Source organism: Alkalinema pantanalense CENA528, from assembly GCF_050753345.1.
GTDB lineage: Bacteria > Cyanobacteriota > Cyanobacteriia > Leptolyngbyales > Leptolyngbyaceae > Alkalinema > Alkalinema pantanalense.
The window spans coordinates 1-25,488 of record NZ_JBLZFX010000039.1 but is presented as its reverse complement, the minus strand read 5'-3'; the positions used below and the strand labels follow the sequence as shown (position 1 = coordinate 25,488).

The following is a 25,488-nucleotide window of genomic DNA, read 5'->3' as shown; positions in this document are numbered from 1 at the left end:
AAACCACCGAACACTTGACCCCTCATTAACCACAATGGCATACAACAATTTCACCCTAAACTCAGTCAAAGACCTATTCAAACTAAAAGTCAAAGATGCACCATTCTGTGAAAACATTTCACCCGTCGAACCCTCCCCCGAAATGGCAAGCATCCTAGCCGAATGGTTCCCCATCGCCCAAGCCGCCCGCACCGAAAAAGCACTTTCAGAACTCTTAGTCAGTCCCATCTTGCTAGAAGCCAGAAAACTAGCCAACCAACCCGTACAACTCTTTTCTGGTGAAGAATTTGATATCGACCGCGATCGGGGACTCAATGGATTCTGTGACTTCCTATTTAGTCGATCGGAAAGTCGATTAACCATTGAAGCACCCATACTCATGATCGTTGAAGCCAAACGCGGAGAATTAGAATTAGGTCTAGGTCAATGCATCGCCGAAATGGTCGCCGCCCAAATTTATAACCAACAACAAGAACAACCCATTTCCACCATTTATGGCTCAGTCACCAGTGGCAAACTGTGGCAATTTCTTAAACTAGAAAACAACATCGTCACCGTTGATTTAACCTTCTATCCCGTAATGCCCGTCCCAAAAATTCTGGGTATCCTGAAGTGGATGCTGACTCAGTGAAAATATCAGCACGGTCAGAAAAATAAACCATGTCTTACCTCACTGAAGCCGACATTGAACAAATGCTCCTAGAGCAACTGCAACACCTCGGCTATGCTCATCTTGCGGGTGTCGTCACCAATCCTGACGGTTCCCAACCCGAACGGGAATCCTACGCTGACACGATCCTCGCCCAACGGCTCCGGGATGCCCTCGATCGCCTCAACCCCACCATCCCCGCCGAAGCCCGCGACGATGCCTTCAAAAAACTGATCGCCACCGAAAAACCCAACCTGATCGAAGAAAACCGCCGCCTGCACCAAGCCCTCGTCGAAGGAATCGATGTGGAATTTTACGCCGAAGATGGCACCATTCGCGGCGATAAAGTCTACGCGATCGACTTCGCCAACCCCAACAACAACGATTGGCTCGTCCTCAACCAATTCACCGTCATCGAAAACAGCCACAAACGCCGTCCCGATGTCGTGGTCTTTATCAACGGACTCCCGATCGCCGTCATCGAAATCAAAAACCCCGGCACCGAAACCGCCACCCTCGCCGCCGCCTACAACCAACTGCAAACCTACAAAACCCAAATCTCCGCCCTCTTCCGCACCAACGCCCTCCTGATCACCACCGATGGCCTCACCGCCCGCATTGGCTCCCTCACCGCCGACCTCGAACGATTCATGCCCTGGCGCACGATCGACGGCACCGCAATCGCCAAACCCGGCACCCCCGAAATGGCAACGCTAATCGAGGGCGTCTTGACCAAACACCACTTGCTGAACCTGATCCAACACTTCACCGTCTTTGGTGACGCCAGCACCGGGATCCGCAAAATCATCGCCGGATACCACCAGTTCCACGCCGTCCAGAAAGCGATCATCAGCACCCTCCACGCCACCCAAAAAGACCGTAAAGCAGGCGTCATCTGGCATACCCAAGGTTCTGGCAAAAGCCTCCTGATGGCCTTCTATGCGGGCCAACTCGTGCGCCGCCCCGAACTCGAAAACCCCACGATCGTCGTCATCACCGATCGTAACGACCTCGACGATCAACTGTTTGGCACCTTTGCGATGTGCCGCGATCTGATTCGCCAAACCCCCCAACAAGCCGACAGCCGCGAAGACCTACAGGCCATCCTCAACCGTGCCTCCGGCGGCGTGGTCTTCACCACCATCCAAAAATTCGCCCCCGCCAAAGGAGAAAGCACCTATCCCATCCTGAGCGATCGGCGCAACGTGATCGTGATCGCCGACGAAGCCCACCGCAGCCAATACGGGTTCAAAGCCAGAGTCGATCAAACCAGCGGCGCGATCGCCTACGGCTTCGCCAAATATCTGCGGGATGCTCTACCCAACGCCTCCTTTATCGGCTTCACCGGAACCCCGATCGAAGCCACCGATGTCAACACTCCCGCCGTTTTCGGCCACTACATCGACATCTACGACATCAGCCGAGCCGTGGAAGATGGCGCAACCGTCCCCATCTACTACGAAAGCCGCCTCGCCCGCATCGAACTCCCCGAAGCCCAAAAGCCCCAGATTGACGCAGAAATCGAAGAACTCTTTGAAGACGAAGAACAATCGGAACGGGCACAGATCAATCAAAAATGGGCAACGGTGCAAGCCCTAGTCGGAGCAGAAGCCCGGTTAAAGCTGGTCGCAGCCGATCTGGTCACTCACTTTGAAAACCGCGTCTCGGCGCTGAGCGGTAAAGCCATGATTGTCTGCATGAGTCGGGCGATCTGCGTCAAGCTTTACGACCAGATTGTTGCCCTCCGCCCCGACTGGCATTCCCCCGACGATAACGAAGGGACGATCAAAATCGTCATGACAGGTTCCGCCTCCGATCCTCAAGACTGGCAACCGCACATTGGCACCAAAGCCCGCCGCGATCTGCTGGCTAAGCGGGTTAAAGATCCCAACGATCCCCTGCAACTGGTGATCGTGCGGGATATGTGGCTCACCGGGTTTGATGCCCCTTCAATGCACACCATGTATATCGATAAACCCATGAAAGGCCACGGCTTAATGCAGGCGATCGCTCGCGTTAACCGCGTCTTTCGCGATAAACCCGCTGGCTTAGTCGTAGACTATATCGGCGTGGCCCAGCGGTTGAAAGAAGCCCTACGGGACTACTCCGCCCAAGACCAGCAACAGGCAGGCATCGACGAAGCCCAGGCGATCGCCCTGATGCTAGAAAAATATGATGTCGTTCGAGCCATGTTTCACGGTTTCGATTACCAGCATGGGTTAGCGGGTACCCCCCAAGAACGGCTAGTCGTGATGGCTGAAGCGATCGAATGGATTCTAGAACAACAACACCAAGCCGCCCAGCAAGAAACCGACGACAATGCCAAAAAGCAGGCTCACCGCCGCTATCAAGATGCAGTGCTGGCACTATCCAAAGCCTTTGCCCTGTCCGCCGCCAGCGATGAAGCCCGCCAAATTCGCGATGAGGTCGGCTTCTTCCAAACCATCCGCGCCGCCCTGGTGAAATCCTCGACCACCCCTGGCAAGTCCGCCGCAGACCGGGAATTCGCCGTCCAACAAATCATCGATCGGGCCGTCGTCTCCACGGAGATCGTCGATATCCTCAGCGCTGCCGGACTCTCTTCTCCAGACATTTCCATCCTGTCCGATGACTTCCTGCTGGAAATTCAGCAAATGAAGAAGAAGAACCTGGCGCTAGAAGCCCTGAAACGCTTACTGGATGACGAGATCCATTCCCGTACCCGCACCAACGTCACAGAAGAGAAAAAGTTTTCCGAACGCCTAGAGCAAGCGATCGCGCGATACCACACCAACGCGATCAGCACCGTTGAAGTCATCCAAGAATTAATTGCGATCGCAAAAGACATCCGCACCGCCCGACAACGAGGGGATGAACAGGGGCTTTCCGCCGATGAAATCGCCTTTTACGATGCCCTCGCCGAGAATGAAAGTGCGGTTGAGGTAATGGGCAACGACAGCCTCAAAATCATCGCCCATGAGCTACTCATGAGCTTGAAAGCCAACGTCACCGTGGATTGGGCCCATCGCGAAAGTGCCCGCGCCAAACTCCGCAAAACCGTTAAGCGCATTCTGCGACAGTACGGCTACCCTCCGGATCTTCAAGCTGCTGCCGTTCAAAATGTATTGCAACAAGCGGAAGCACTATCGGCTACATGGATCGCTGGTGGTTCAGTTCCAATCCCCTAGGCGTCTGAAATATAAAGGCAATACACCCAAAATTGCATCAAGCAATCTAACCCTCGATGGGCCAGATCCCGCTAGCTGTCCAACGGGTTAAGATTTAAAGCTGATTATCAACATCAATAGAGCATTGTAATTAAAATTTATCCTCTCCGAAATTTAGATATGGCAGGCTGTTGTTACTAGAGATCACCCCATGGGAATTCTGATATTGTCTGCACGATCGCAGAATGCCCAGTCTTCTCCAACATTCATCCCTATGCCACAGTTGCCTCGCTCCATTTTTGCTGTCACTGCGCTACTGACCCTTGGGATCACGCCTGCGGTTCAAGCGGGCCCAGCAGTTCCCAGGGTTCAAGCAGATACAGCAGTTCCCATTACGCGAATTTCCTTTAACAGTGCAGCAGGTGATTTTACCCATCGGACAGCCATCTTTACGGTGCCCGATCGGGATACAACCGTTTCCGCCTATGGGGGCAAACTGCGGCGCTACGATGTCCACATTGCCAAAATGATCGAAATTACCCATGCCCAATGGTGCAGCGATCGGCCCAAGTTTGAAGGGGTGTATTGGAACTACCGAGCCGATGATGGCAATATCGAGATGGGGCAATTTTACGTCACTTGTAAATTGGCCAAACAGATGGTCGCGGCCTATGGGCTAGGGCGATCGGAGCGGACAGTGATGTATTTCAATCCTGGGGATGTCAAAGATACCGCTGATATTCCAGTTCTCAATCTGAATGGCGACAAAATTCCTAAATTTATCCAATGGGTGAAAAACTTTAAGCCCCAATCTAGCTAAGCCCCAACCAGCCCCCCTTGAAGCTGAGCACCAGTTCCAGCCCCATGCAGTTCTAGCCCCATTCAGATCCAAACCAGTTAAACTCCAGACCAGTTAAACTCTAGACCAGTTAAACTCCAGGCCAGTAGCCCATACTTTTTTGCGATTCCGGGAGTAGACGCTCTATGCAAGAAATTCGTCTATCTGTTCCTCACTATTACCAAATCGATAATGCCGAAGAATTTTTTGGGCCAGGATGGCGGCAGTGTAACCTGACTGCCCATGCGATGGCGCTAAATTATCTTCTGAAGGGATTACTCAGTCAGAAAGCCGCAGAAATGGGCTATGAGCAACCCGAAAGTTACTACGGCTACCTCCTCAATTCCTATGGGGATACCACCAACCACGATGCCCATACCGCTTGCATCAAACAGGAATTTGGCCTTGATTCCGAATGGCGTATGGATTTGACCCGAGAGATCATCACTGAACAACTCCAAAAATCGATTCCAGTACCCGCAGGCATGGCCTACAAAAGTTCGGGTCACATCATTTGCATTGTAGGGGTCAACGATAAAGGATTTCTGATCCATGATCCCTATGGAACGCGGTTGGGAGCCAATGATGAATATGACGTGGGAGTCGGTGGAGAATACGATTTCTATTCCTGGAGCTTACTCGATCGGATTTTCTTTGTGGATGGGCCACAAAGTGCCTGGGGACGAATTTTCAAGATACCTTCCCCCGCAACCAGTGCACCTTCAGCGTAAGATGAACAGGTTTATGCCTGTTGTCTCTTGTTCATGTCTGAAGCCTTTCAAGAGTCGGTTGACTCATTCAACCACCCATCGCGTCCCGATCAAACGTCCATGCCCTTAGTGGAGCAGTTACAGCAGTGCGCAGGCCGGAGCTACGCCCCCTTCCATACACCGGGTCATAAGCGGGGGAAGGGGGTTTCGGCTGAATTCCGATCGTTCTTAGGGGATGCGGCTTTTGGTGCAGATTTGCCGGAACTGCCAGAATTAGATAATCTATTCAATCCAGAAGGGGTCATTCAACAGGCCCAAGCGTTAGCGGCTGAAGCCTTTGGAGCCGATCGGACGTATTTTCTAGCGAACGGTTCAACAGCAGGATTGCTAGCTGCGATTTTAGCCACCTGCCGACCGGGGGATAAAGTGATTCTGCCGCGCAATGTCCATCGATCGGTGATTTCTGGATTGATTTTAGCGGGCGCAATTCCGGTCTTTATTTTACCGGACTATGATGCTGACTTGGACATTGCCCATGGAGTTGCCCCTAGCACGATCGCGCAGGCTTTAGAAGCGAATCCAGCTAGTAAGGCTGTCTTGCTAGTTTCTCCTACCTATTACGGCACCTGTAGCGATATTGCAACCATTGCTAAAATCGTTCATCAATTTGCATTGCCGTTGATTGTAGATGAAGCCCACGGTGCCCATTTTGCGTTCCATTCCGCGCTCCCGATCTCAGCCCTCAAAGCAGGCGCAGATGTAGTGGTACAGTCCACCCACAAAACCCTAGCGGCGCTGACTCAGGCATCCATGCTGCATTTACAGGGCGATCGTGTGTCACCCGATCGGATTGCCCAAGCATTACAACTAGTGCAGTCCACCAGTCCGAACTACCTCCTACTGGCATCCTTAGATGCAGCCCGGATGCAGATGGCGACCCAAGGAGAAGCGTTACTAGATCGCACGATTGACCTTGCAAATGACGCTCGATCGCGGATTGCCCAAATTCCGGGACTTCAGGTTCTCGGTAGCGATCGCGCTACGACTCCAGGATGTTTTGCCCTAGATGCCACAAGGTTAACGGTAATCGTGACTGGCTTAGGGATTGATGGGTTTGCGGCGGATGAGATCCTGCATCAAGAACTGGGCGTCACCTGTGAGTTACCTGCGATGCATCACCTGACGTTCATCATGACCCACGGCAACACTCCCGAGGATATCGATCGTCTCGTCGCCGCCTTAGAAACCCTGTCCCAACGATGTCGCGATGCTGCCCAGAACGCGGTCCAGAACGCTGCCCAGAACGCGACCGCACGATCGCTGCCTATCTTCCCCATCACGAGTCTTCAAACCCAAGCAACCTATTCCCCCCGCGATGCCTTCTTTGCACCTAGTCAATCCTGTGCGATTACGGACGCGATCGGTCGCCCCAGTGCGGAGTTAGTCTGTCCCTATCCACCGGGAATTCCAGTGCTAATGCCAGGAGAACTAATTACCCAATCGGCGATCGACTACTTGAAACACATTCAAGCGATCGGGGGGGTTATCACAGGCAATAGTGATCCTGAACTCAATTATTTAAAAGTAATTTTTGAACCATAATCATCAATGTAAATAGATCAATAAAAAGCCTAGCATTTTCAATAAACTAAAAATGCTAGGCACCATTGTCGGATGATTTGTATTAGAGGCTATTCGGTTGGGCTGACTTAGGAATGATCCAAGGGATGATCCTAAAAAGGATTCTATCGCCCATTACTTCACTGCAACAGTGCCATTCGCTACAGTCGGCTGACCCACTTGCTTCGCCATGAGAACTTCTAGACCTTCAATGCGCTCAGTCATCAGATTAAGAGCCTGTTGCAAACTATCTGCGGGAACAGCAGGAGCCATGCGCACAGAATCCACCCCTGGACGGGTCAGCAAAGCTGGATTTTCCTGGATTTGACGCAGCAAATCGGGATCCAATTCCAATAGTTCCGGAGAGAGAATCGGGGGACGCCCGATCGGGAAGTTGATCTGTGCCAAGGTGATTTGGGAACCACCAGTTGCTGTGGGCAAGCCATAGGCCAGTTGGTCAAAGTCTTCACGGGTGCGGGCAGCAGGCGCAGGGGGCACTGGGGGAACGGTATAACCCTTGGGCAGGAAGGTTCCCCGTTGTTGCGGCGTAACCAGTAGGTTAAAGCTATTGGAACCGAAGGGCGTCGCCAGGGACAGCGTTGCATAGCCTCGAACTTCTACATTGGCATTTTCTACGACACTTTTTTGAGTGACGTCCGGTTGTAGGATAAATAATCCCGTATCGCCAGGTTCGATCGTAAACGTATAGGTGCGGCTCGTTGCGCCCGATAGGGTGGGTACGAGCAAGCTATTAGTGCCATTGGCATCAAGAAAAGCTAATAGAGGCTGACTATTTAAATCAACCGATTGTGCTCGAAAGTTGAGCCGCAACCGTGCAGCAACACTAGTATTGAGATTCGTAATGGTTAGGAAATACCCTTGAATAATTGTGCGACCGGCACCCAGGATATCGGCATCTGGCTGTACGAGGGGCTTAACGAGCAATTCATAATTAGACACGACTGAGGAAATAGCCATTCTTGTCAATCTCCAAGATTAGATAAATAACTGGATGGGTCGTCTTTCGTTTTTCGTTTCGGGTAACGCCATCCGGGATGTTCTTAGTTTCGTCGTCGATCGAAACCTTTGGCAGTACCCGCATGGGTGATTCCTTAAATTTTCATGAATGCCAATATGGAAAAATCTTTCCTATGCATAAGTTGCGTAACATTCCTAAATATGACGATGGATAACTCCGTATCGATCGAGCCACAGTTCCAGCTATTTTCCTCTAGCTGGGTTGCAATTCATCCCTATCCCAAGGGAGTGATCCAATTCATTGGAGGGGCATTCTTTGGTTCGTTTCCCACAGTAAGTTATCAGTATTTCCTAAAGCAGCTTTTTCAGGCTGGATATACAATTATTGCTCTGCCTTTCCGGTTTACCTTTAACCATTGGGATGTCGCCTTAGATTTGCTAGAAGAACACTATGCAGTCCGGTTAGGCATTATTGAGAAATTAGCAGAATTAACAGAAGACTTATCAGACACTCCGGATTCCAACAGCGATCGAGCCTACGACTATCGCCCCTATTTAGCAGCCTCTAATTATTGCTGGATTGGGCATAGCTTGGGGTGTAAATATATTGCATTACTAGAACTCCTGAATGATGGTTCAGAGAAAGTGTTGCAGAATATGGCAACGATCGCTGACGCCAAAACTGAAACGCAGATGATCCGTTATCGCTTGCAACACATGGCCCAACGCTTAAACCAACGCTTAGAACAATTGCCAGCCTGTGCCCAGCTATCGATCGAGGCCATCCCCATCGGCATTACCGATCAAGCCTCCTTACTTCTAGCCCCCGTCATTCAGGATTTAAACGCCGCGATTCCACTGCCCTTGCTCCAGCGCGCCTTTCAGACCGTTGGCCTCCAAGTTTTACCGACGGTGGAACAAACCTATCAGCTCATCGATCGGAGCCAGTCGTTTAACTTAACTCGTTTGATTACCTTTGATGCAGATAAACTCGCGATCGCAACCCGCGATCGATTGCTACAAAAACAACCGAATGGCCTCTTTCAAACCCTGAAAGGGAAACATCTGGAACCCGTGGGTCTACAGTTAGGGAACGCTGTCGTGGATTTCAATCCGTTGGATAAGTGGAGCGAACCGATCGTCGATCGGGATCTGGAGACGGTGACGATCGCGGCACTGGAAGAACTTCAGCAAATTCAAGCACAGATTGCTAATCCCACTATCCTGCCTGTAGAGTGCTGAATTACTTCTAGTTGAACACAGCGAGGTGAACACACTCCATCCTTTGCAGGCTCTCTAACAGCGTTTTCGTAGAACTTCTAGTAACTTGGTGAGGGACTCCGGCAGGGGTGCGATCGCTTCAATCCAGTCAGCGGTAACCGGATGCTGCAAGCGTAAGCGCCATGCGTGGAGGGCTTGTCCTGGTAGGTTCACGCCGATCGCTTTGCGGCCAGACGCATAAACCGGATCGCCCACGATCGGATACCCAATATGCGCCGTATGAACTCGGATTTGGTGGGTTCTGCCCGTTTCCAACTCAAAGTCCATGAATGTGAAATTGCCCAGCCGTTCTTTAACTGACCAGTGGGTGACAGCTCGGCGACCACCCCGATCTTCGGGTACAATGCCCATTTTTTGCCGATCGCTAGGATGCCGCCCGATCGGTTCATCCACCGTACCAGAATCGGCATTGGGCGCACCATACACGATCGCAACATAACTTCTCCGGGCGGTCTTTTCACGAAATTGATCTTGCAAATGTTGCAAGGCTTGTTCAGTTTTGGCCACCACGATCGCGCCAGTAGTATCTTTATCCAAGCGGTGCACAATGCCGGGACGTTGAATCCCATTGATTCCCGGTAGCGTTTCTCCCCGTGCAGCACAGTGAGCTAACATAGCATTTACCAAGGTACCGCTTAGATGACCGATCGAAGGATGAACGACCATTCCCGCTGGCTTATTGATCACAATCAATGAACTATCTTCGTAAAGAATCTCTAGAGGGATTGCTTCAGGTTGTAACTCTAAAGGCTCCGTGGGGGGAATGGTGATCGTGAGGTGATCCCCCAGTTGAACCATCACTTTCTTAGCCGTACAGATTTGTCCATTAACCTGAACGCAACCTTCTGAAATCAATTTTTGGAATCGCGATCGGGATAGATTTGCAATACGATCGGCCAAATAAACATCCAATCGCTGTCCTGAAGACTCTACTTGGAGTTCAATGACATCTAACGCATCAGCAGACAACTCAGAGGACAGCATAGAGAGATTGGGAAAGGGTATAGGAAAAAACGTTATCCACGACTGCTCTGAGTATAACGCTCGGGGGGATAGGTATCACGCTAGGCTCTAAGTTAGGAGAATGCTTGATCGCGTCATGTACAAACCTTAAAAGAGATTTATAGGGAATTCTCTAATAAAGTTCCTAGAATCAAGCGCGTACATCCCTTGTCCCCCTGAGACGATCCAACGCACGATCGTTAAATTTTTAAGGAATTACACAACAATCTGGATTTCATTTCTAGGATAAAGGAACGGCTGACATTATGCGCTGAAAAACCATGACAGAACCGACGACGAAATCCTCTTACAGCGATCGCATGAAAACGGTCAGGAGCTATACTGGACAACTTTCCAATGCTTTGCCAGAAGTGATGAAAAACTTCTATGCCCTGAGTAAAGCGTCGTCCACACCGGGAGTTTTGGATAGCAAAACGAAGGAACTCATTGCCCTAGCCATTTCGGTGGCAACCCATTGTGATGATTGTATTGCCTTTCATACCAGTTCAGCCCTCAAAGCCGGAGCCACCCAAGAAGAAATTTTGGAAATGCTGGGAGTCACTGTTTTCATGGGAGGTGGACCAGCCTTGATGTATGCCACCCATGTCATAGCAGCAATGGATGAATTGCAAGCCACCCATCCCTGAAAATCTTGTTAACAAGCATTCCTAGGGCTTTGCTAAGAAATAATCTCCCCGATTCATCCACCACCCCCACCGCCCCATCCCCATTGGGACTTTTATCCACATTAGGACTTTATTAATCCGCTGTTCCCCTATCGCATTCATGCCTTTCTCGAATCCCTTTTCTCTATCCCGTAGAACCCTGTTGGGTCTCGGTTCCACCCTGGTTGCTACAAGTCTTGGGCAAGTACGAGCCCAGGCTCAAATAGCTTCCATAATCCCCTCTGGGCAGAAACCTCCAGTGCTGAGACGGGGCGATCGGGTCGGTATGGTTGCCCCTGCGAGCAATGCCTACGAACCTGAAGACATTCAACTAGCGAAGGAAACTATGGAGCAGTATGGTTTCCAAGTGATCCTCGGTCAACACATTAACGATCAGTATGGCTATTTAGCAGGCCAGGATCGCGATCGAGCGGCAGACATTAATGACATGTTTCGCCGCCCCGATATTCGCGGCATTGTCACCTTTTCCGGGGGCTACGGTTGCTGCCGCCTCCTGCCTTACTTGGACTACGACCTGATCCGTCGCCACCCGAAAGTCATCGTTGGCCACAGCGATATCACCAGTTTGCTGCTCGCTATTTACCAAAAAACGGGGGTGATCACCTTCCATGGATCGTCCGGTTTAACGGGGGTGGGAGACTACGCGATCGCCCATTTCAAACGTGCGATCATGTCCACCGCCACGATCGGGGAAATCGCCAAACCGCCGACCGCCGATGGAGTAGAACGGAACCATCGCCTCGTCACGATCGTTCCCGGAGAAGCCACGGGGCCACTCATCGGGGGCAATTTAACCCTGTTAACGAACCTGCTAGGCACACCCTACGAACCCGACACGCGCGGCAAAATTTTGTTCATTGAAGAAATCGGTGAAGAACCCTATCGCGTCGATCGGATGTTGACCCAATTGTGGCTGGCTGGCAAGCTGCAAGACGCAGCAGGCATTGCCCTAGGGCATTTTGTGGACTGTTACCCCAAGGAATTTCAGCCATCCTTTGTGCAAACCTTAAGCTTGGAAAATGTATTGCGCGATCGATTCAGTTCCCTCGGTAAACCCACCCTCTACAACCTCATGTTCGGTCACGTTCGAGAGAATGCTGTATTACCGATCGGGATTAATGCTACGTTAAATGCAACCCAAAAAACACTCATTGTCAATGAAAATGCTGTAATTTAGTTTTGGAATGAATCCATTCCTATCACGAAGAACGATAGACACTGCTGGCTGAATAGACAGAACGAGTCTACGGTACCAAAATCCCAATAAAAACCTGTTTCAAGCCGAACCAGATAGCTGCTTGTTGCAGAAATACGAACGCTCCCACCCAAAATGTTTAACGTCAGCAGAACTTCCGGCTATCCCTCGCTATCCTAAAGACTATTAAGCATCGGTTGATAAAGGGGTTTTTACATGAAAGTAGCTGTCTTCAGTAGCCATTCCTACGATCGCCAGTTTTTGACCGCAGCTAATCAACCTCACCACCATGACCTTGTTTTTTTTGAACCTCGACTAACCCCAGAAACGGCTCCTCTAGCAGCGGGATTTCCTGCCGTTTGTGCTTTTATTAACGATACCCTCAGTGCCTCCGTATTAGATGTTTTGGCAGCCCAAGGCACGGAATTGCTAGCCCTACGATCGGCGGGATTTAACCATGTTGATCTCGATCGGGCTCACCAACTGGGTCTGAGCGTCGTCCGGGTTCCGGCCTACTCTCCCTACGCCGTTGCAGAGCATGCAGTTGCCCTGATTATGGCACTCAATCGTAAAATTTATCGAGCCTATAACCGAGTACGGGATGATAACTTTGCCCTGGAAGGCTTACTGGGCTTTGATCTCCATGGCAGTACAGTAGGCATCATTGGAACCGGTAAAATTGGTCAATGCTTCGCCAAAATTATGCAGGGCTTTGGCTGTCACCTCTTGGCCTATGACCTCTACCAAAGTCCGGCCTGCCTGGAATTGGGAACGCGCTACGTGGCCCTTTCTACCCTCCTAGCCGAATCCGATATCATTTCCCTCCACTGTCCGTTAACGCCCGATACCTACCATTTGATTAACGAAACTTCGCTACAATCCCTTAAACCTGGAGCCATGTTAATTAACACCAGTCGGGGAGGCTTGATGGACACCGATGCAGTGATTAACGCCATCAAATCTAGTCGCATTGGCTATCTGGGCATTGATGTCTATGAACAAGAGGAAAATCTATTTTTTCAAGATCTTTCCGATGAAATTATTCAAGATGATACCTTCCAACTGCTCCAAAGTTTTCCGAATGTTTTGATCACAGCGCACCAGGCATTCTTTACGCGCAATGCCCTCTCAAATATTGCAGACACAACCCTTGCTAACATCACTCAATTTGAACAGGGACAACCTCTTGCCAATCAAGTACATCCTAAATTCGATTAGGGGTGTCAAGGACTAGGTGTTTACCAAGCCTGGGAAATGACATTCATGGAGGGATTGGTTTCTAGGTACGATACCAAGCGGAGTAGCTCGATCGCTAATTCCTGTAAGCATCCACACAAATGGGCCAGTATTCGATCAAACAGGAACTGAAATTCCCTTAATCCCGTGGAATGCACATCTTGGGTATGGAACTCCAGTAGCATATTAATTTGTTTAATTTCTTGCTTGATTTCTTCGAGTCCTTGATGAACGGCCCAAAGCCTAGGGGGCCAACTCTGGGGACGCTCTTGGGCCAGCTCTTGGGAATGTTCTTGAGTCTCTGTCTGTCCTCTGAGAAACGGATCATGCTGATTCAACGGGAGCAGATTATTGTGGCGAAGTTGTTGTCGCCGCAGACGCTGATAGCAGATTGCATTCAACCACGCTTGGCTCCGAACCATTCGATCCACGAAGTTTTCTGGCATCGAGTTTTCTAGCATCGAGTTTTCTGTCATGACCCATTCCAAAAATTGGCTATTGTTAATTTTCAGTAAACCTCAAACTGCCCTGTCCGCGCCCTTTGAACCTCAATTCCTGTATGGTTCAGGTATAACTGATGGGGAGTTCGATCGTAAACTCAGTCACCAAATTATCACTTTGCACTTGGATAGAGCCTTGAAGATGACTGATTAAGCGTTTGACCAACGCGAGTCCAAGGCCCGTTCCGCCCTGCTGCCAGCGATCGCCCTTGGGAATTCGGTAAAACTTTTCAAAAATCTGCTCTTGATCCTGCGGTGAGATTTCTACACCCGTATTCCGGACTGAAATCAATACGCGATCGCCGTTTAGTCGCCGAGCAAAAATTCGAATTTCTCCCAAAGGTGGCGTATATTTGCAGGCATTATTAATTAATTCGACTAGAATTCGTTCTAAACTTTTGGCCTCCGTAAAAATCTCAGGAATATCAGATTCAACATAGCAGGATAAATGTTGTTGCCGGGTACGAGTCCGTGTTTCAAAGGAATCCACAATTTCGGGCAGCCATATGCTGAGATTTAACGAAGTCAGATCTACGATATTTTGCCCTAATTCCAAGCGTTGTAGATCCAATAAATCATTAATTAAATCCCTTTCTCGGTGACATTCCTGTTCTAGAATGCTTAGATACTGTTGTCGTTGTTTATCAGATTGTGCCACTTTTAGCATTTGAATGGCTAACCGCATATTTGTAATAGGTGTGCGGAGTTCGTGAGATACCGTACTCAGAAAATCATCCTTGAGTTGGCTGATGCGTTCTAATTCTTGAACTTGCTTTTCGAGATTACGCTCTACCTGTTTACGATCGTTGATATCTTCAATCACCAATAACAAGCCCTGTGGAGGCATAAATGCAAAATCAGTGACCTTTTTAGATTGTTTATATTCCAAAAGTTGTAGCGTGAGACTATAGTAACGATCGCGGTACTCCACCTCATGCACCTCAATGGATTGGCCCCGACAAAGGAACCAAACATCTTGATGCCACTGATCTGCACTATACCAACTAGGCACTAAAACCGCCTCAAGATTTTGACCAACCTCAGCGCCAAGCCATTCAGTAGCCAGTGAATTACAGAACCAAATGTTGCCTTTGATATCCAACGCTACTAGGCCAACGGATAAACTGCGAGAAATGACACTTTGGGTAGATTGTGATCGCCCCAATTCTTCCGCAAGGTTAGCTAGGCGCACTACAGCGCGGATCGAGGTGGGATGGGAAGAGGGCAACAGCAATCGATCGGGCTGCCAATCAGGACGTTGCTGCATTAAATCAGGCACATAAGCTTCCCAGATGTATCGAACCTGTTGTTGTAAAAACCAGTTCATACGCAGCCGCTCACATAGCGCGACTGTGATCGTTGTGCCAACAAACAGACTACCGGGCAGCGCAACAGGAATCCAAATATTGTGATGCAGTAACAGCAATGCTGTAATAATCCACATACCATAGCAAGTTGTGCCGATCGCCAATTGAATCTCTGTTCGCCATAGACTGAGAATCAAACTAAATCCCGGCATTAAAAGTAACAACACCGTAGTCCAGACCGGATCGAAATAGACTTGCAGAGAATTGCCCTGGAGCAAATTGGAAGCAACTGCTGTATGGAGATAGACCCCGGTGGTGGCAGGAGACTGATCAAAGGGCGTCAACATCGTGTCAAAACCCGTTCCCGTCACCCCGATAAAAACCAACTTATCTTGAAAAGTGCTGGCTGGAACTTGTCCTTCCAACACATCTACAAAGGAATATTGTTGCAATCGTCGGACTGATCCAGGCCAATTAACCCAAAACGCTTGGGTCAGATCGGGAAGTGCGACGGGCTGATTAACGAGACTATACACTTGGGTTGCCATGGCTCCTAGGCTTAAATCATCTTTGCCTTGAAGCGGCACCTTGCGCGTAATTCCATCGAGATCCGGTTGCCCAAACAAATGCCCTGTCGCAATGGCCGACTCTTGGAGAATAGGCACTGGCTGAAGGGGTAAGCCATTGGCATCCGTTGCCTGGGCCAGAACGACTCGGCCATTGCGCAACATCGCCTCTGCTAACTGGGCATCATCAGGACTGGATTCTGAAAAAATTAAGTCAAAGGCAATCACACTCGGATTGCCCTTAGTTAACACATCAATTAATTGAGCATAGTATTGTCTGCGCCAAGGAAATCGTTCTAAACGGCGAATACTATCATCATCGATCGTGATTAGCACAACGCGATCGTCCCATGATCGTTCCCCACGCAGCCAAAACAACGTGTTGTAACTGAGCAATTCCAGAGGCTTGATTGTACCTACCACCAGAAGAAGCCCCATGGTCACTGCCGTGAGCCCTCCCGGCAGTAGCCGCCATATATACTCCCTAAAGCGCGATGTCATATCGTTTTTCTGTACCCAGTGGTGTTGTGACCACAACCTGAATTTTTAGATGGGAGGGGGCAGGAAAGAACACAGCAAATTGACCAGTTGGATCGGTATCTAGGGGGGTACCGTTGACAGTCACAAAATTAACTGGGTCAACTTGGCCTACAAGCTTAATGCGCCGAATTCCTCTATTCACTAATTTTTGCAGTTGATAGTTCAAATTGGTATCTTCCCTAAGTGGGACTACGGGGGCTGGAGCATCCCCAGGCACCGTAAAACTTTGGAACCCACCCGGTACACTGACCTCTTGGCTCTGGGCTTCACTGGACACCGTTCCCTCTAGAACGGCTAGGCCAGTTTTACCACTGGGTTGAATGGCTAAGCCAAACTCTGTCCCTCGAACGCCATTGATACCCGCAGGAGTTTGAATTTCCAGCCGGGAATTGGGGGACGTAAATTTTCGTAACTTTAACCTTGCCCGACCATAGGGTATGGCTAATCGAGTAATCCGTCCCTGATCAGTCACTGCACTGAGATTTTGCACTTGGAGCTTGGTATTTTCCGCTACTTCGATCGTCCCAATCGCCGTATCCACCAAGAGTTTGGCGCGCGATCGCTGCCCCGTTGTAATACTGTCACCCACTGCTTGTAAGCGATCCCCAATTTTAGCGGGGCGTGTTCCTCTAGGGGTGGAAATCGTAACCGTCCCTGAAATCTCTTGGACTTGGAGCCACTTCTGCACCCGCACAGAAAGCGTAGACTGACTGAGACTTGCACTAGGCCATCCTAGGATTGTTACAACCACTAATCCTGCTGTTCCCCATTGCTTGGCACGACCCCCCATTTTCCCAATCCTTTCTAAAACAGTTGCAGTTCTTACCTTTGCATTCTAGTGAGGGATCTCATTGCTATGGCAAGTATTTTTGTCTAGGCTTATGTAAACTTAATAACTAAGACATCCAATAAGATGGGTAGCTATACAGGTTGAGCCATCGGAACCCACTTTAGAATTCAAGCCTTCCCCCCTTTCTACTGATTTCAAAATTTGAACTTTACTAAAACTACGGCGGATTGCATAACGACAAGGAACAGATATAACGCCTAAATTCTGTTGTGCTGTTGACTGTATATATCGATCGAACAAGAAAAGGGTAGTAAAGAGAACTCTGAAACCTCTGAAATCTTTGACATCACTCACCTTCTTTTACAAGGAATGTAAATCAATTCTTTCAAGTTCTCCCTTTTACAAGAGATTTACGAGACTGGGACAAATTTCAATCTATCTTAGCAACTTTGACCACAGTAAGCTCTTCAGCGCGGTTTCTACCGCTGAATTTGCAGTACGATCGATTTTCCCTAGAAACAACTTGCAATGCAGTCATTATCTTAATTAATTCAATGAATCAATACCGCCAAAAAAAACTTCATCATAATTCTATATTCTCCAACAGCACGGGCAGCATGTCGTTATATAGAATTTTAAAAACCAGATAAAACTCCAGTCAAGCTAGTTTGAAACGTATCATCCTTAATAATAGATTCAGTGACTATAGGCTAAATAGCTCAATTTTTCCTAATAGAAAGCCTCAAAGAAGACCCAATTTCAGCATTGCTCAATTAATGGAAACGGCAAATGAATGGGAATTAACCAAAAACAAGGAATTCACGATAACAGAACAGAATACGCAACCATCTCAACAATCAATAGCCTTGTCGCGATTGAAAGCAGTCTATCGTTGAGAAGCAACTTGTATAGCTGTAGCCAAAATTGTGAGGACAATCATATCTTTGCTTGCCAGACTTCTGATCCCCCTAATTACCCCTTAAAAGGGGAATTTGAAAGAACTTAGCCGAATCCCCCCTTTTTTCTAGCGCAGCGGCGCGTAGCGCGGGGGCTAGGGGGGATCGAATCTGTCGCATCAATGAATCAATTCAATATCACTGTCTTAAGCTCATTGACTATGACTATAGTTCTACGATTTGTAATTCCACGATTTGTTAGAGATTGGCCAAGAAATAACATCCCCGATTCATTCACTCATCCACCTACCTAGCCACTTGAGATGCTACGTCCTCTTTCTTAGAGAATGGAGAATAATCGAGCTTCGTCGAAAGCTTTGTAGCAGGAGCCTGTCAGCTTAAGGTTATTTTTCCCTATCCTTTGCGTCAGGCACCACCAGATTTTATTTGTACACCACTCCTTATGCATCACGACATGCATCACGACTTGTTATCCCACTGATTAGTAGTAGAGGACTAAGGGATTTGCAAAGAAATAATATCCCCTCTTCATTCCCCTACCCTCCTACCCTTTTACTCTCCTACCCCTACCCAATTGGGATTTTATTTATGCGCTGTTCCCTAAGTAGTAGAGGACTAGTCACTTCATAATCCCGTCAGGAAGATTCGTATCTTCATTGATAGTAACTTGGGATTGATAGCGACTTGGGCCGTTTACGATGGCAGGAGAGCGTCTCAACAGCACAAACTATTCAGGCACGATCGATCTTTAGTTGGTGCACTGACAGTCTTAATACAGTCTTAAGGCATTATAAACTAGTAGACTATTGGTATCCCTATAAGAGAGTATCTGTCTGTATGAGATACTCTCGGTAGGAATAGGACACACCGTCAGCACCAAGGTAAGCCTCGAAAAATCAAGGAACACAGCATTAGCAGCTTCTCTCTGCAACCTAAAGTGACTCTCGTTGAGAGAAGTTGATTTTAGAGAAGTTAGTTTTGGAGGAATCCGTTTCACCCAATCCGTTTCACCTAATCGGTTTCACCCAAAGGAGAATGCACAGTCTATTCAACCTGAACTGTATCAAGTGATACTACTGAATTTCGGGATACCTCTATCTATTGGTACTTACTCTTTGTCATGATTCCTGATTATTCTTTGATCCGTAGAGTTCCTTGACAGAGTAGTCTGTAATCTATAAGTTTTCTGGGTAAGTCATCGTTATGGAACAAGATACTCACTGAATCACGACTTAAGTTATTTCTTTTTGAGGGTGGAATTTGTTCGTCTAAGAACAGTTCAATCATTTTTGTCCATAATTATGCTCCAATAAAAGCCTTCTCATGTTGACCAACATGTCCCAGTCAAATCAACCCGCAAAACGTAAACGAGGTATTCTGCTTAGTGCCAAAGGTTGGCAACGTTTACAGGCGGCAGAAATGCGCTTAAGTCAGCAAGACAATGCAGGAAAGCCCTATACGCTTCAGGATCTTAGCGATCGCACAGGGTTGAGCTCCAATACCTTAGCCCGGGTTAGAGGCCGCAAAGTTCCGGTCGATCACCAAACCTTGGATTGTTATTTCCGCGCCTTTGACCTGGTGCTGAATCCCGATGACTACACCGACTCTGAAAGCACAGTTACCGCGCAACGGCCCCTGTTGCCGCCCAATGGCCAACTCTCTGTAGATTCGCCATTCTACATTCCCCGATCGCCCGCCGAAGGGCTGTGCTACGAAGCGATTCTGCAACCTGGAGGGCTGGTTCGCCTGAAGGCTCCTCGGCAAATGGGAAAAACTTCCTTGGTAGCGCGTACCTTAATGCAAGCGCGGGAAAATCAGTTCGCAACAGTAATGCTGAATCTACGTCTTGCTGATGCCAGCATTTTCAGGGATTTATCTCGCTTTTTGCAATGGTTTTGTGCAGTTGTGACTCGGGATTTGGAATTGCCCAACCGCCTGGGAGAGTCCTGGGATGACTTGTTTGGGGCGAGTTACAACTGTACCCACTACTTTGAGACCTATTTATTACCTGCATTAGATCGGCCATTGATATTAGCCTTGGATGAAATTGATGCAGTTTTTGAATATCCCGAAGTTGCATCTGATTTCTTTGCAATTTTGCGGGCTTGGTACGAAAAAGCACGCTATGGCGACGATCGCAGCGAACTTTGGCAGAAACTACGGTTGATCCTAATTCATTCCACGGAAGTGTATGTTCCCCTCAGCATAGCCCAGTCGCCCTTTAATGCTGGATTAATGGTCGATTTGCCAGGATTTACCGAGTCCCAAATGCAAGATCTGGCCCAGCGCTACCACCTACCCAATTCTGCTGAAGTCGCCCGACAGGTTCTTAAATTGGTTGGAGCCAATACACACCTAACTCATTTAGCCATTTATTACCTCAGTACTGAGCGGGTTAGCCTAGAACAACTTGTCAGTTCTGCCCTATCCCCCGATGGCATTTATAGTTCCTACCTACGGCAACAGTTATCTGAGCTACAGCAATACCCCGAACTACTGGAAGCCTTTAAACAATTGGTGCTGTCGGAAACCCCCATTTCCCTAGAGCCCATTTTAGCCTTTAAGCTCCAAAGTAAAGGGTTAGTGCAGGTTCAGTCCCATCAAATTATTCCTAGTTGCGAACTGTACCAGCAGTATTTCTCCCAAGTCTTTCGGAGTCTGTAGGTTTTGGTTGCCCAGTGGGGGAACTTTCATCCCAGCGACACGGGAGAGAAAGGGACTGCTCTGCTCCGATCGTTTAAAGTGAACGAATCAGTTAGAGTTAACGAGCCAGTCGGTTGCGAAGACTGGTTAGGGATTTGCAAAGAAATAATATCCCCTCTTCATTCTCCTACCCTCCTACCCTTTTACTCTCCTACCCCTACCCAATTGGGATTTTATTTATGCGCTGTTCCCTTAGGTATCTGCTGGAGGAATTACCTCGGCAGACTCGCCCGATCGCGCCACAACAATCCAGCCCACTTTATCTGAGTCCACTGCCTCAGGATCCTGGGTGACTTTGAACAAGAGATCACCAGCTTTGCTTGCGACAACAAAGTCCGCTTTGGGCGAAAACGTGACCACCTTAAACCCCCGATCGCGCAAACAATATACTGCCCAGCCCTTCAGCGTGTGGTTAATGGGATCAAAGGGCTTAGGTGGAGCTTGAAAGACGGTCTGAATGAGCGCGATCGCAGAATTCATAGTCTGTGTCCAGTCAAGGCTAAACGGTTGAACAGCTCAACGATAGAGCAAGCCATGCGAGGAAGTTGCTTCCTGCGGCTTTCCCAATCCTACAGGAACTTGGTTCCCTAAACGAAACACCTCACTGTGCAGTTTGCTTACCATTTTGCAGTAGACTAAGACTGCATTTTTACTGCATCTTTCCTACCGCCTTGATTTGCATCGCTTGATTGTTGACTGCACTTTAATACGAAAGTACTATTTTTATTAGGAGTCGGTTGTTCTGGCTGGGTTCCTACCACTTTAAGGATCCACAGCCACAGGATTCTTAGGTAATGGCCGTCATTCTTCCCCATAAAGTCCCCTTCAAGACACTATCAATAGTTCTATCAAACTATTGACCTACTACATATAGTGACTATAATCTGATCAACCTTCGTGGAGTCCTAGAGGGATGTGGGGTAGGGAAGTGCTTTGAGCGGCCCTAGCTTTGCAGTGCTTTAGGGTTTCAGTCTGCCCCAACCTTGTAGAAAAACGTCCAGAGAAACGCCATGTCTTTTGTCGGTTTGCATATCCATAGCGACTACAGCCTTCTCGACGGTGCCAGTCAGTTACCAGAATTGATCGATCGCGCGATCGACCTGGAAATGCCTGCGATCGCCCTGACCGACCACGGTGTGATGTACGGCGCGATCGAAATGCTCAAGGTCTGCAAAGGCAAGCCGATTCGCCCCATTCTGGGCAATGAGATGTACATCATCAATGGTGACATTACAAAACAGGAGCGCCGACCCCGATATCACCAAATTGTTCTAGCAAAAAATAAAATTGGCTACAAGAATCTAGTCAAGCTGACTACGATTTCCAACCTGAAGGGGCAGCAAGGGAAGGGAATGTTTGGTCGGCCCTGCATTAACAAAGACTATTTAGAGCAGTACCGGGAAGGGCTGATTGTCACCAGTGCTTGCTTAGGGGGCGAAATTCCCCAGGCGATTTTGCAAGGCCGGGGGGACGTGGCGCGGCGGGTGGCCCAGTGGTATAAGGATCGCTTCGGGGATGATTACTACTTGGAAATCCAAGATCACGGCTTGCCGGAAGAACGGGTCGTCAATCCTGAGATTGTGCGGATTGCCCAGGAATTAGATATCAAACTGGTGGCGACGAACGATTCCCACTTTATTTCCTGCTATGACGTTGAGGCCCACGATGCGCTACTCTGCATCCAGACAGGCAAATTAATCAGTGAAGAGAAACGCCTGCGGTATACCGGAACGGAATATTTAAAATCCGCCGAGGAAATGAGTTGGTTATTTCGCGATCACTTACCGGAAGACGTGGTGCAAGTCGCGATCGCGAATACCTTAGAAGTTGCTGCGAAGATTGAAGACTACAACATTTTGGGAGAACCTCGGATTCCCGATTATCCCGTGCCCGCAGGCTATACCTTAGCCAGTTACTTCGAAGAAGTCACCCGTAAAGGCTTAGTCGATCGCTTCCAAGTCTCCAGCTACGAAGACATTTCCCAGGACTATCGCGATCGCTTGGAATACGAGTTGCAATTGATGCAGCAAATGGGCTTTGATGCCTACTTCCTCGTGGTGTGGGATTACATCAAATATGCCCGTGATAATAATATTCCTGTGGGGCCGGGACGCGGTTCGGCGGCGGGTTCCCTGGTTGCTTACGCTCTAGGTATTACCAATATTGATCCAGTACACCACGGCTTGCTGTTTGAGCGCTTTCTCAATCCAGAGCGCCGATCGATGCCGGATATTGACACCGACTTTTGCATCGATCGTCGAGAGGAAGTCATCGACTACGTCACGCAGAAATACGGCGAAGAAAAAGTTGCGCAGATTATTACCTATAACCGCATGACCTCCAAAGCGGTGCTGAAGGACGTGGCACGGGTGCTGAATGTGCCCTACAGCGAATCGGACAAAATGGCGAAAATGATTCCGGTGATGCGGGGCAAGCCAACCAAGTTAAAGGTGATGATCTCGGACGAAACACCCACAAAGGAATTCAAAGAGAAATACGACAGTGGCGCGATCGTTCCTGGTACGACGATTACTTACAAAGATTGGATTGATACCGCAATCCGCATCGAAGGTACCAACAAGAGCGTTGGCATTCACGCAGCGGGAGTAGTGATATCTGCGGAACCGCTGGATGAAATTGTGCCGCTCCAGAAAAACGATGACGGGGCTGTCTTTACCCAATACTTCATGGAAGACATTGAGTCCCTAGGACTGCTGAAAATGGACTTCCTGGGCCTGAAGAACCTGACCATGATCCAAAAAACCGTGGACTTGGTGCGGCAGAATTACCAAAAGGAAATCGATCTAGATCGGCTCTCGCTGGAAGATCCGGAGGTTTACAAGCTCCTGGCCCGAGGCGATTTGGAAGGCGTATTCCAGTTGGAATCTTCCGGAATGCGGCAGATTGTGCGGGATCTCAAACCCTCTGGGATTGAAGATATTTCATCCGTCCTAGCGCTGTACCGACCGGGTCCCTTGGATGCGGGACTGATTCCCAAGTTCATCAACCGGAAACACGGGCGGGAACAGATTTCCTACGAGCACAAAGTTTTAGAACCCATCCTCAAGGAAACCTACGGCATCATGGTCTACCAAGAGCAGATCATGAAAATTGCCCAGGATATGGGCGGCTATACCTTGGGGGAAGCGGATTTGCTGCGCCGCGCCATGGGTAAGAAAAAGAAAGCCGAAATGGAAAAGCACCAGGAAATTTTTGTGGCTGGGGCGAAAAAAAACGGCATTGATGAAAAGGTTGCGGCGGATCTGTTTGCCCAGATGGTTCTGTTTGCGGAATATTGCTTTAACAAGTCCCACTCCACCGCCTATGGGTACGTCACCTATCAGACGGCTTACCTAAAAGCGCACTATCCCGTGGAATATATGGCGGCGCTGCTGACGGCCAACAGTGGCGATCAGGAGAAGGTGCAGCGATACATTGCCTCCACGCAATCCATGGGCATCGAAGTCTTACCGCCGGACATTAATCGATCGGGGGTGGACTTTACCCCTTCGGGTCGCAACATCCTATTCGGCCTCTCAGCGGTGCGCAATGTCGGGTTTGGGCCAGTTTCAGCGATTTTGCAGGCCAGGGACGAGGGCGGCCCCTTCCAGTCCTTGGCGGATTTGTGCGATCGGGTAGACAGCCGCACGCTAAACAAACGGGCCTTAGAATCACTCATTTACTGTGGAGCCTTCGACAGCATTGATCCCAATCGCCACCAACTGATCAAAGACTTAGAAGTGGTGTTGGACTGGGCGCAGTCGCGATCCAAGGATCGGGAAATTGGCCAAGGCAATATTTTTGACTACCTGGCAACTGTTGCAGAAACGCCCCGATCGACGGTGGAGTCTGCCCCGAAAGCAGCCCCAGTGGCAGACTATCCCCAACAGGAACGGTTGCGCCTAGAGAAGGAAGTCCTGGGCTTCTACATTTCCGATCACCCATTAAAAACGATCGGCAAATCGGCCAAGGTGCTGGCCCCCATCAGCTTGGGTGATCTCAAGGAGATGCCCGACAAACAAAGTGTCAGCGCGATCGTCATGCTGATCGCCGTGAAGCAAGTCACCACCAAAAAAGGCGATCCGATGTGCATTGTCCAGATGGAAGATCTGACGGGCCAAACGGAAGCGGTGGTCTTCCCGAAATCCTTTGAGAAAGTGGGCTATTTGATGCAGCCGGATGCCCGCTTAATGGTGTGGGGCACGGTCGATCGTCGGGACGAGCAAGTGCAATTCATCATTGACGATGCAGAACCGATCGATCAGGTGCGGCTAGTCATGGTGGAACTGGATCTGAAGAAGGCCAGTGATGTGGAAGCCCAGCATAATCTACGCACAATTTTGCGATCGCAAACCGGAGAAGACCGCAGCGCTAAGGTTCCGGTTGTGGCCGTGGTTTCTGCGAATAACCGCCGTCAATTTGTTCGCTTTGGCCAACAATTCCGCGTCAAGGACAGCACTGCAGCGGTGGCGGCCCTGAATCAGGCGGGCTTTATGGCTAGAACTTCGACAATCTTGGGAGCTTAGGGCTGACTCTCGTTAATAAGGTGAGAAGTCACTAAGAGCGCTCCAAGAAAAAAGTCATCCAATGGTTAGGCACTGACCGCTGGAATCTCGACGAACCATTTTTCCAGTCCAGGTAAGCGGTGCCATTGCTTCTCTAGTTCAGCCATGGCTGCTTGCGTCAATTTAACGCCAGTTTTGTAAACCTTTGAGACCAATTGCACCACCGGTCGATTGCCTCGAAATTCTAAACTCCTAGCAAAATTCAAGACGGTATCCACACTATCGAGCAACTCTCCATTCCAGTGTTGTTCTAACCAGC

Annotated in this window: 19 protein-coding genes; 11 read left to right on the top strand and 8 right to left on the bottom strand. The window is 49.1% G+C overall.

Annotation, left to right across the window (positions count from 1 at the left end):
• Positions 1 to 34 precede the first annotated feature (34 nt).
• The 5 genes from ACN4EG_RS14205 to ACN4EG_RS14185 all read left to right on the top strand — a co-directional run bounded on the left by ACN4EG_RS14205 (position 35) and on the right by ACN4EG_RS14185 (position 6,945).
• Positions 35 to 631 carry a hypothetical protein gene (locus ACN4EG_RS14205; RefSeq protein ID WP_431630344.1) on the top strand — a complete coding sequence of 199 codons (597 nt, stop codon included), beginning with the start codon at positions 35 to 37 and terminating at the stop codon, positions 629 to 631.
• A gap of 29 nt (positions 632 to 660) precedes the next feature.
• Positions 661 to 3,816 carry a type I restriction endonuclease subunit R gene (locus ACN4EG_RS14200; RefSeq protein WP_431630342.1) on the top strand — a complete coding sequence of 1,052 codons (3,156 nt, stop codon included), beginning with the start codon at positions 661 to 663 and terminating at the stop codon, positions 3,814 to 3,816.
• 190 nt (positions 3,817 to 4,006) lie between these two features.
• Positions 4,007 to 4,615, top strand: a complete 609-nt coding sequence (locus tag ACN4EG_RS14195) for a hypothetical protein (protein ID WP_431630340.1) — start codon at positions 4,007 to 4,009, stop codon at positions 4,613 to 4,615.
• Between the two features lie 164 nt (positions 4,616 to 4,779).
• Positions 4,780 to 5,364 carry a C39 family peptidase gene (locus ACN4EG_RS14190; protein WP_431630338.1) on the top strand — a complete coding sequence of 195 codons (585 nt, stop codon included), beginning with the start codon at positions 4,780 to 4,782 and terminating at the stop codon, positions 5,362 to 5,364.
• A gap of 33 nt (positions 5,365 to 5,397) precedes the next feature.
• On the top strand, positions 5,398 to 6,945 hold the full coding sequence (locus tag ACN4EG_RS14185) for an aminotransferase class I/II-fold pyridoxal phosphate-dependent enzyme (RefSeq protein WP_431630337.1): 1,548 nt from the start codon (positions 5,398 to 5,400) through the stop codon (positions 6,943 to 6,945).
• A 153-nt stretch (positions 6,946 to 7,098) separates the two neighbouring features.
• On the opposite strand, the gene ACN4EG_RS14180 is transcribed toward ACN4EG_RS14185, so the two are convergent.
• Both ACN4EG_RS14180 and ACN4EG_RS14175 read right to left on the bottom strand, forming a co-directional pair.
• Complete coding sequence (locus ACN4EG_RS14180; protein WP_431630336.1) at positions 7,099 to 7,941, bottom strand: hypothetical protein; 843 nt, start codon at positions 7,939 to 7,941, stop codon at positions 7,099 to 7,101.
• A complete protein-coding gene (locus ACN4EG_RS14175) occupies positions 7,916 to 8,065 on the bottom strand; it encodes a hypothetical protein (protein WP_431630335.1) in 150 nt (49 codons plus the stop codon). Before ACN4EG_RS14175 ends, ACN4EG_RS14180 begins: the two co-directional genes overlap by 26 nt.
• An 83-nt stretch (positions 8,066 to 8,148) precedes the next feature.
• Here ACN4EG_RS14175 and ACN4EG_RS14170 point away from each other — a divergent pair, with 83 nt between their 5' ends.
• Entirely contained in the window at positions 8,149 to 9,183 is a 1,035-nt protein-coding gene (locus ACN4EG_RS14170) for a DUF1350 family protein (protein ID WP_431630334.1), read from the top strand.
• A 54-nt stretch (positions 9,184 to 9,237) separates the two neighbouring features.
• Here the strand turns inward: ACN4EG_RS14170 and ACN4EG_RS14165 are convergent, their stop codons facing one another.
• A complete protein-coding gene (locus ACN4EG_RS14165) occupies positions 9,238 to 10,206 on the bottom strand; it encodes an RluA family pseudouridine synthase (RefSeq protein WP_431630333.1) in 969 nt (322 codons plus the stop codon).
• 299 nt (positions 10,207 to 10,505) lie between these two features.
• Here ACN4EG_RS14165 and ACN4EG_RS14160 point away from each other — a divergent pair, with 299 nt between their 5' ends.
• The 3 genes from ACN4EG_RS14160 to ACN4EG_RS14150 all read left to right on the top strand — a co-directional run bounded on the left by ACN4EG_RS14160 (position 10,506) and on the right by ACN4EG_RS14150 (position 13,323).
• Positions 10,506 to 10,871, top strand: coding sequence for a carboxymuconolactone decarboxylase family protein (locus ACN4EG_RS14160; RefSeq protein WP_431630331.1), 366 nt, complete (start codon positions 10,506 to 10,508; stop codon positions 10,869 to 10,871).
• Between the two features lie 139 nt (positions 10,872 to 11,010).
• Positions 11,011 to 12,087, top strand: coding sequence for a S66 peptidase family protein (locus ACN4EG_RS14155; protein WP_431630330.1), 1,077 nt, complete (start codon positions 11,011 to 11,013; stop codon positions 12,085 to 12,087).
• Positions 12,088 to 12,321: 234 nt separating this feature from the next.
• The gene (locus ACN4EG_RS14150) at positions 12,322 to 13,323 is read left to right on the top strand and encodes a 2-hydroxyacid dehydrogenase (RefSeq protein WP_431630329.1); all 1,002 of its coding nucleotides are present in this window, start codon (positions 12,322 to 12,324) and stop codon (positions 13,321 to 13,323) included.
• 20 nt (positions 13,324 to 13,343) lie between these two features.
• On the opposite strand, the gene ACN4EG_RS14145 is transcribed toward ACN4EG_RS14150, so the two are convergent.
• The 3 genes from ACN4EG_RS14145 to ACN4EG_RS14135 form a co-directional block, all read right to left on the bottom strand.
• Positions 13,344 to 13,817 carry a hypothetical protein gene (locus ACN4EG_RS14145; protein WP_431630328.1) on the bottom strand — a complete coding sequence of 158 codons (474 nt, stop codon included), beginning with the start codon at positions 13,815 to 13,817 and terminating at the stop codon, positions 13,344 to 13,346.
• Between the two features lie 88 nt (positions 13,818 to 13,905).
• Complete coding sequence (locus ACN4EG_RS14140) at positions 13,906 to 16,152, bottom strand: CHASE2 domain-containing protein (RefSeq protein WP_431630326.1); 2,247 nt, start codon at positions 16,150 to 16,152, stop codon at positions 13,906 to 13,908.
• 46 nt (positions 16,153 to 16,198) lie between these two features.
• Positions 16,199 to 17,044 carry a FecR family protein gene (locus ACN4EG_RS14135; RefSeq protein ID WP_431630325.1) on the bottom strand — a complete coding sequence of 282 codons (846 nt, stop codon included), beginning with the start codon at positions 17,042 to 17,044 and terminating at the stop codon, positions 16,199 to 16,201.
• A gap of 2,252 nt (positions 17,045 to 19,296) precedes the next feature.
• Here ACN4EG_RS14135 and ACN4EG_RS14130 point away from each other — a divergent pair.
• On the top strand, positions 19,297 to 20,625 hold the full coding sequence (locus ACN4EG_RS14130) for an AAA-like domain-containing protein (protein WP_431630324.1): 1,329 nt from the start codon (positions 19,297 to 19,299) through the stop codon (positions 20,623 to 20,625).
• Between the two features lie 231 nt (positions 20,626 to 20,856).
• On the opposite strand, the gene ACN4EG_RS14125 is transcribed toward ACN4EG_RS14130, so the two are convergent.
• Positions 20,857 to 21,144, bottom strand: coding sequence for a hypothetical protein (locus ACN4EG_RS14125; protein ID WP_431630323.1), 288 nt, complete (start codon positions 21,142 to 21,144; stop codon positions 20,857 to 20,859).
• A gap of 530 nt (positions 21,145 to 21,674) precedes the next feature.
• Between ACN4EG_RS14125 and ACN4EG_RS14120 the strand changes: the two genes are divergently transcribed.
• Positions 21,675 to 25,190 (top strand): DNA polymerase III subunit alpha, encoded by a 3,516-nt coding sequence (locus tag ACN4EG_RS14120; protein WP_431630322.1) that lies wholly within the window; start codon positions 21,675 to 21,677, stop codon positions 25,188 to 25,190.
• A 65-nt stretch (positions 25,191 to 25,255) separates the two neighbouring features.
• Here the strand turns inward: ACN4EG_RS14120 and ACN4EG_RS14115 are convergent.
• Positions 25,256 to 25,488 (bottom strand): ISAzo13-like element transposase-related protein (locus tag ACN4EG_RS14115; protein WP_431630321.1); only part of this gene is annotated, 233 nt, incomplete at its 5' end.

What these genes read in the sequence shown, in the direction of transcription:
- ACN4EG_RS14205 (WP_431630344.1), top strand. Translation starts at nt 35, where the DNA reads ATGGCATACAACAATTTCACCCTAAACTCAGTCAAAGACCTATTCAAA.
- ACN4EG_RS14200 (WP_431630342.1), top strand. Translation starts at nt 661, where the DNA reads ATGTCTTACCTCACTGAAGCCGACATTGAACAAATGCTCCTAGAGCAA.
- ACN4EG_RS14195 (WP_431630340.1), top strand. Translation starts at nt 4,007, where the DNA reads ATGGGAATTCTGATATTGTCTGCACGATCGCAGAATGCCCAGTCTTCT.
- ACN4EG_RS14190 (WP_431630338.1), top strand. Translation starts at nt 4,780, where the DNA reads ATGCAAGAAATTCGTCTATCTGTTCCTCACTATTACCAAATCGATAAT.
- ACN4EG_RS14185 (WP_431630337.1), top strand. Translation starts at nt 5,398, where the DNA reads ATGTCTGAAGCCTTTCAAGAGTCGGTTGACTCATTCAACCACCCATCG.
- ACN4EG_RS14180 (WP_431630336.1), bottom strand. Translation starts at nt 7,941, where the DNA reads ATGGCTATTTCCTCAGTCGTGTCTAATTATGAATTGCTCGTTAAGCCC.
- ACN4EG_RS14175 (WP_431630335.1), bottom strand. Translation starts at nt 8,065, where the DNA reads ATGCGGGTACTGCCAAAGGTTTCGATCGACGACGAAACTAAGAACATC.
- ACN4EG_RS14170 (WP_431630334.1), top strand. Translation starts at nt 8,149, where the DNA reads ATGGATAACTCCGTATCGATCGAGCCACAGTTCCAGCTATTTTCCTCT.
- ACN4EG_RS14165 (WP_431630333.1), bottom strand. Translation starts at nt 10,206, where the DNA reads ATGCTGTCCTCTGAGTTGTCTGCTGATGCGTTAGATGTCATTGAACTC.
- ACN4EG_RS14160 (WP_431630331.1), top strand. Translation starts at nt 10,506, where the DNA reads ATGACAGAACCGACGACGAAATCCTCTTACAGCGATCGCATGAAAACG.
- ACN4EG_RS14155 (WP_431630330.1), top strand. Translation starts at nt 11,011, where the DNA reads ATGCCTTTCTCGAATCCCTTTTCTCTATCCCGTAGAACCCTGTTGGGT.
- ACN4EG_RS14150 (WP_431630329.1), top strand. Translation starts at nt 12,322, where the DNA reads ATGAAAGTAGCTGTCTTCAGTAGCCATTCCTACGATCGCCAGTTTTTG.
- ACN4EG_RS14145 (WP_431630328.1), bottom strand. Translation starts at nt 13,817, where the DNA reads ATGACAGAAAACTCGATGCTAGAAAACTCGATGCCAGAAAACTTCGTG.
- ACN4EG_RS14140 (WP_431630326.1), bottom strand. Translation starts at nt 16,152, where the DNA reads ATGGGGCTTCTTCTGGTGGTAGGTACAATCAAGCCTCTGGAATTGCTC.
- ACN4EG_RS14135 (WP_431630325.1), bottom strand. Translation starts at nt 17,044, where the DNA reads ATGGGGGGTCGTGCCAAGCAATGGGGAACAGCAGGATTAGTGGTTGTA.
- ACN4EG_RS14130 (WP_431630324.1), top strand. Translation starts at nt 19,297, where the DNA reads ATGTCCCAGTCAAATCAACCCGCAAAACGTAAACGAGGTATTCTGCTT.
- ACN4EG_RS14125 (WP_431630323.1), bottom strand. Translation starts at nt 21,144, where the DNA reads ATGAATTCTGCGATCGCGCTCATTCAGACCGTCTTTCAAGCTCCACCT.
- ACN4EG_RS14120 (WP_431630322.1), top strand. Translation starts at nt 21,675, where the DNA reads ATGTCTTTTGTCGGTTTGCATATCCATAGCGACTACAGCCTTCTCGAC.